A 4,921-nucleotide genomic window follows, 5' to 3' on the forward strand; every position below is an offset into this window, starting at 1 on the left:
TGATCCCCTTCGGAAATGGCCTCACCGAGCTTATGGATTACCAAGCCATCACCGCGGCAGACGCTGGACAGCACCCCACTGCTCTGGCTGCCTGCCAGCTCCGCCCGTTGGCGGCCCTGACCATCTGGTACCAGCCTGGCCCTCAGATATTCCTGCCGTTTAGCGGAATTGGGACGGCTGAACCCGGCGACAACGGGGATAGTTAATGGCGAACAATCACTGGCACCCTGGGTTTTCAGTAGATAGGGGCGCGCGGCAATAGCAAAGGTAACAAACACGGAAACCGGGTTTCCCGGCAAACCAATAAAGGGAACGCCACTGACGTGTCCATAGGCCAGTGGCTTGCCCGGCTTGATGGCCACACGCCATAAATCGAGGCTACCCAGTTTATCGACACAGGCTTTGACGTGGTCTTCTTCACCCACAGAAACCCCGCCGCTGCTAAGAATACAGTCTGCCTCTGCGGCAGCTTTCAGCAAGGCCTGTTCGGTGGCCTCGGGATCATCCGCCACAATGCCGATATCCACGCAATCGAATCCCAACGCCTGCAACAGGCCCAGCAACATGTAACGGTTTGAGTTATAGATATGGCCGGGGATAAGGGTTTCACCGGGCTCAACCAGCTCGTCGCCGGTGCAAAGCACGGCTACCCTGAGGCGGCGATACACCGGCAGTTTGGCAATACCAACGGAGGCCAGCAGCCCCAGGTCCTGGGGAGTTAAACGACGACCCTGTTGCAGAACGATGGCGCCTTTCTCAATGTCCTGCCCTCGGGGACGGATATTGGCTTTGGGTTTTGCCCCGGAAAAACGGACGGCTGATTCATCCCATTGACACTGTTCCTGAATTACCACGGTATCCGCACCCGGCGGAACCTCTGCGCCGGTAAAAATGCGTGCGGCCGAAGCTGGCTGCAGGGGTTCGGGCACGGTACCCGCCGGAATCCGCTGACTGACAGGCAACGTAGCTTCCCCATCAGGGGTGCAATCGGAAAAGCGCAGGGCAAAACCATCCATGGCGCTGTTATCCGCAGGTGGTACATCTACCGGGGAATGCTGGTTCTCTGCCAACACACGACCCAGTGCCGCTGTCAGGGGAATGGTTTCAATGTCCGCAGTGGGCCGGGCGGCCTCGAGCAGGCGCTGGAGCGCCTCTTCTACAGTCAATAAACCGGACTGTTCGTCACAGCTGTTCATCGTCTGTCTAACCGCGGCTTTCGCAACGGTCTTTTGGGGTGACGTGGGGGACGAAATTACAGGGACGGGTGCGGGCATCCAGCTGCTCACCGACAATATTGTCCCAGGCCGTACGACAGGCATTGGTGGAACCGGGCATGCAGAACACCAGCGTATGGTTAGCTATGCCGGCTACCGCCCGTGACTGTACTGTCGAGGTGCCAATTTCGTTAAAGGAAATCTGCCGAAACAGTTCACCGAACCCTTCCACCTGCTTGTCGAATAAGGGCAACAGTGCTTCCGGGGTCGAGTCGCGGTCGGTAAAACCAGTGCCACCGGTGACCAGCACCACCTGAACCTGGGGGTCGGCAATCCAGCGGGACACTTCGGCACGCAGCCGATAAATATCGTCAGGAATCAGAACCCGTTCCGCGAGCTGGTGTCCGGCCTCGGTGAGGCGGTCCTGCAACAGCTGGCCGGAACTGTCCTCCTCCAGACTGCGGGTATCGGACACCGTCAGGACAGCAATAGTTAACGGGACAAATTCTTTTGTGGCGTGGGACATGGGTTTCTCAATAATCAATGGCTGTAGCAGTGTTTCAGGAGCCTGATTATACCGGCTCCATCCTCACCATAAATCAAATTCTCAATATTGATCATTCATATTGGCCACCCATATGAATATCTGTTCCTGACAGAATTGCCCCGGGTTTTGTATCACCCGGCCCAGGTGTAGTCAGAAAACACATCATCCAGCTCGGTATGAAATAAGTGGTTGTTGTAGTTGCTCAATGTCTTCACAGCGATGGCCACGATCACTTCCAGGACCTGTTGTTCGCTGTACCCGGCATTCAAAAATATTGCCACATCACTTTTGGATGGTGCACCCCGAGTATTGATCATGGTGACAACAAAGTCGTGCAGCACCTGTAGTTTCTGGTCAGGGATCGGGGCATTGTTTCGAATAGCCTCTGTGACCGCTTCAGGCACGCCCGACATCTTATCGGCAATCATACTGTGTGCACCGACACAGTAATCACAGCCATTTTCCCGGCTGATGGTTATAAAAATAACTTCCTGTTCAACGGAAGAAAAAGTTGCTTCCTCACGAAACAGCCGGTAACCGTTTAAATACATTTTCAGCAATGAAGGGGCTGTGGCCATTGCCGAGTACATATTCGGCAGAAACCCGAAATTGTTTTTCTGTTCCTCCAGAATGCCTTTTACCGTTTCTGGTGCGCCACTGATTTCTACGGGAGGCATGGCTATTTTGTATTCTGATTTCATGGTCAGGTTCTCCTGTTTACATGGTTTACTAGTGAACATTTATTTAAGGACCGAACGGTCCTTAAATAGACAAAAAAATAGGCAAAAAAAATTTAATTAAACTTTTCCATAATTAAGTTAACAACCGGGTGTAATTCTTCCTGACTGACACCAGCTTTTACCATGGTGCGTAAACCACTCACACCGGAAAAGTAGAAACTTGCCAGGGAGCTGATGGATGCCGGGGCCTGCATTTCACCGCGATCTACAGCCAACTCTATAGCCCGGCGAAAAATCGCTATAAAGTGGTTGGCCCCATCTGACACAACCACTTTTATTTGTGGGTCACGCTGGGATAATTCGTTGGCGGTATTAACCAGCAGGCAGCCCTTTCTGGGGCCCCTACCCGCCGCTTCAGCAACAATTTCTTCCAGAAATTCTCTCAGGAATCCGACAGCAGAATCGCTTTCAACCAATTTCTGCTCTAACCGGCTGGCCATACTCTGTTCATAGTGGTTAAGGCATTGAATAAACAGTTGCTGTTTACTACCAAATGTCTGATACAGGCTGCTTTTCGATAACCGCATCACCTTGAGCAAATCCTGCAGAGAGGTCGCCGAATAACCCACCTTCCAGAATTGCTGGGTAGCAAGCTCCAGTGCCCGGTCGGTATCAAATTCTTTGGGTCTGCCCTGATTCATGACACAATTATGGACCACTCGGTCCAGATGTCAACACAGCGAACCAAGACCAATTTTTTTGCTCAAAGGCTGCTAACCACCCGTAGCATTCATAAAGCGGACCACCTGTGGCTGATCGGCGTCGTAAAAATGATGTCTTTCAGGTTTGATTTGCATGGCATCAGTGATGGCCTGTTTCAGAGCCGCCATATCACCGGGTGAAGAGCGGATAACATGCCTCAGGTCGACGGAGTGCTCATTCCCCAGGCACAGCAGCAACCGCCCTTCACAGGTGACCCGCACGCGATTACAGCTTTCACAGAAGTTATGGCTGTTGGGCGAGATAAATCCGATACGACTGTTACTGCCTTCTATCTGGTAATAGCGGGAAGGCCCCGGTGTGACCACAGCACTTGCGGAAAGGGAATAGACAGAGGAGATCTGTTGCCGGATTTCCTCACTGCTCACCAGTTGACCGTGGCGATCTTCACGACCGGTATCCCCCAACGGCATTTCCTCAATAAAGCTGATATCCAGACCACGTTCGAGGGCAAATTCCAGCAGAGGAATAACCTCATCGTCGTTCTGACCGCGCATGATCACGCTGTTGATCTTGATACGCTCTACACCTGCCTGCTGGGCAGCTCGGATTCCCTTCAACACGCTCGACAGGTCCCCTGTCCGAGTAATCGCCGCAAAGCGTGCAGGGTCGACCGAATCAAGACTGATATTGACGCGTTGTACACCAGCAGCTACCAGGTCATCCGCCACCCCAGCGAGCTGAGAACCATTGGTGGTCAACAATAATTCATTCAGACCAACCAGCTGACCGAGTTGATGGATGAGCTCGGTGACGTTGCGCCTGACCAGTGGTTCACCACCGGTCAGCCGAATACGACTGACCCCCAGCTCAACAAAGGCTCTGCCCAGAAAAGCCAGTTCTTCCAATGTCAGCAATTGCTGACGGGGAACAAATTCCATTTTATCCGACATGCAATAGACACACCGGAAGTCACAGCGGTCCGTTACGGACAGGCGCAAGTAGTCAACCACCCGCCCAAAGCGGTCGACAAGCTGTGGTGATGGTATCTGTGACATAGGAATTCAAATGGATTGCGTATTCGGAGCGTACCCGAACAGCCTGGCAGGTCAAGCCCCCTCGCCGCTATCGGCCATATCACGGGCCACAGGTTGGGCAGCCCGGTCGTTTCGTGATGGCAAAGTGCCGCCACTCATGGTGCCGCCCATCAAAAATACGCAACTGGCCATTGATCGCTGACGGCAAACCCAACAGGAGTTTCATGCCCTCAAGGGCCTGCAGGGAACCCAGTACACCCAATACCGGGCCAACCACGCCACTGGTGCTGCAATTTAATACGGGCTCTGTACTTTCCGGCGGATACAGGCACTCATAGCAGGGAGTCTGTCCATCGCGGAAATCAAACACCATCAGGTGCCCTTCCCAGCGGATGGCTGCAGCGGAAACCAGAGGAACACCTTGCCGGGCACAGACGGCATTCACGTTTTTGCGGGTTTCCAGATTATCTGAACAGTCCAGCACCAGATCCACGTCCTGGATACAGAGATTGAGATCATCCAGAGTCAGAGGTTCGTCAAAAACATTGAGTTCAATATTGGGATTCAGCGCCGACAATCGCTGCTCGGCAAGCTGTGCTTTGGAGTCACCGGCACCTGCCGTGTCGTAAAGAATCTGCCGTTGCAGGTTGCTTACTTCCAGAGCATCGCCATCGGCAATCAGCAACTGGCCAACACCTGCCGACGCCAGGTAGAGTGCAACGG

Annotated in this window: 6 protein-coding genes; all 6 read right to left on the reverse strand. The window is 53.4% G+C overall.

The genetic code is table 11. From position 1 onward, the window contains the following. Positions 1-1,196: molybdopterin molybdotransferase MoeA (locus ACYZYZ_RS10520; protein WP_461484215.1), on the reverse strand; the 1,196-nt coding region annotated here is incomplete at its 3' end. Between the two features lie 7 nt (positions 1,197-1,203). Continuing rightward, positions 1,204-1,740 carry a molybdenum cofactor biosynthesis protein B gene (gene moaB, locus ACYZYZ_RS10525; RefSeq protein WP_305171137.1) on the reverse strand — a complete coding sequence of 179 codons (537 nt, stop codon included), beginning with the start codon at positions 1,738-1,740 and terminating at the stop codon, positions 1,204-1,206. 152 nt (positions 1,741-1,892) lie between these two features. Next, entirely contained in the window at positions 1,893-2,462 is a 570-nt protein-coding gene (locus ACYZYZ_RS10530) for a carboxymuconolactone decarboxylase family protein (RefSeq protein WP_461484216.1), read from the reverse strand. Between the two features lie 92 nt (positions 2,463-2,554). After that, entirely contained in the window at positions 2,555-3,142 is a 588-nt protein-coding gene (locus tag ACYZYZ_RS10535) for a TetR/AcrR family transcriptional regulator (protein ID WP_461484217.1), read from the reverse strand. A gap of 72 nt (positions 3,143-3,214) precedes the next feature. Next, on the reverse strand, positions 3,215-4,219 hold the full coding sequence (moaA, locus tag ACYZYZ_RS10540; RefSeq protein WP_461484218.1) for a GTP 3',8-cyclase MoaA: 1,005 nt from the start codon (positions 4,217-4,219) through the stop codon (positions 3,215-3,217). A gap of 79 nt (positions 4,220-4,298) precedes the next feature. Beyond that, the coding region (locus ACYZYZ_RS10545; protein WP_461484219.1) for a HesA/MoeB/ThiF family protein at positions 4,299-4,921 on the reverse strand (623 nt) is incomplete at its 5' end.

The sequence above is a fragment of the Porticoccus sp. genome, assembly GCA_023261185.1.
Classification (GTDB): domain Bacteria; phylum Pseudomonadota; class Gammaproteobacteria; order Pseudomonadales; family Porticoccaceae; genus Porticoccus; species Porticoccus litoralis.

Excerpts from the sequence above, each read along its gene's own strand:
- moaB (WP_305171137.1), bottom strand. The coding sequence starts at position 1,740 with ATGTCCCACGCCACAAAAGAATTTGTCCCGTTAACTATTGCTGTCCTG.
- ACYZYZ_RS10530 (WP_461484216.1), bottom strand. The coding sequence starts at position 2,462 with ATGAAATCAGAATACAAAATAGCCATGCCTCCCGTAGAAATCAGTGGC.
- ACYZYZ_RS10535 (WP_461484217.1), bottom strand. The coding sequence starts at position 3,142 with ATGAATCAGGGCAGACCCAAAGAATTTGATACCGACCGGGCACTGGAG.
- moaA (WP_461484218.1), bottom strand. The coding sequence starts at position 4,219 with ATGTCACAGATACCATCACCACAGCTTGTCGACCGCTTTGGGCGGGTG.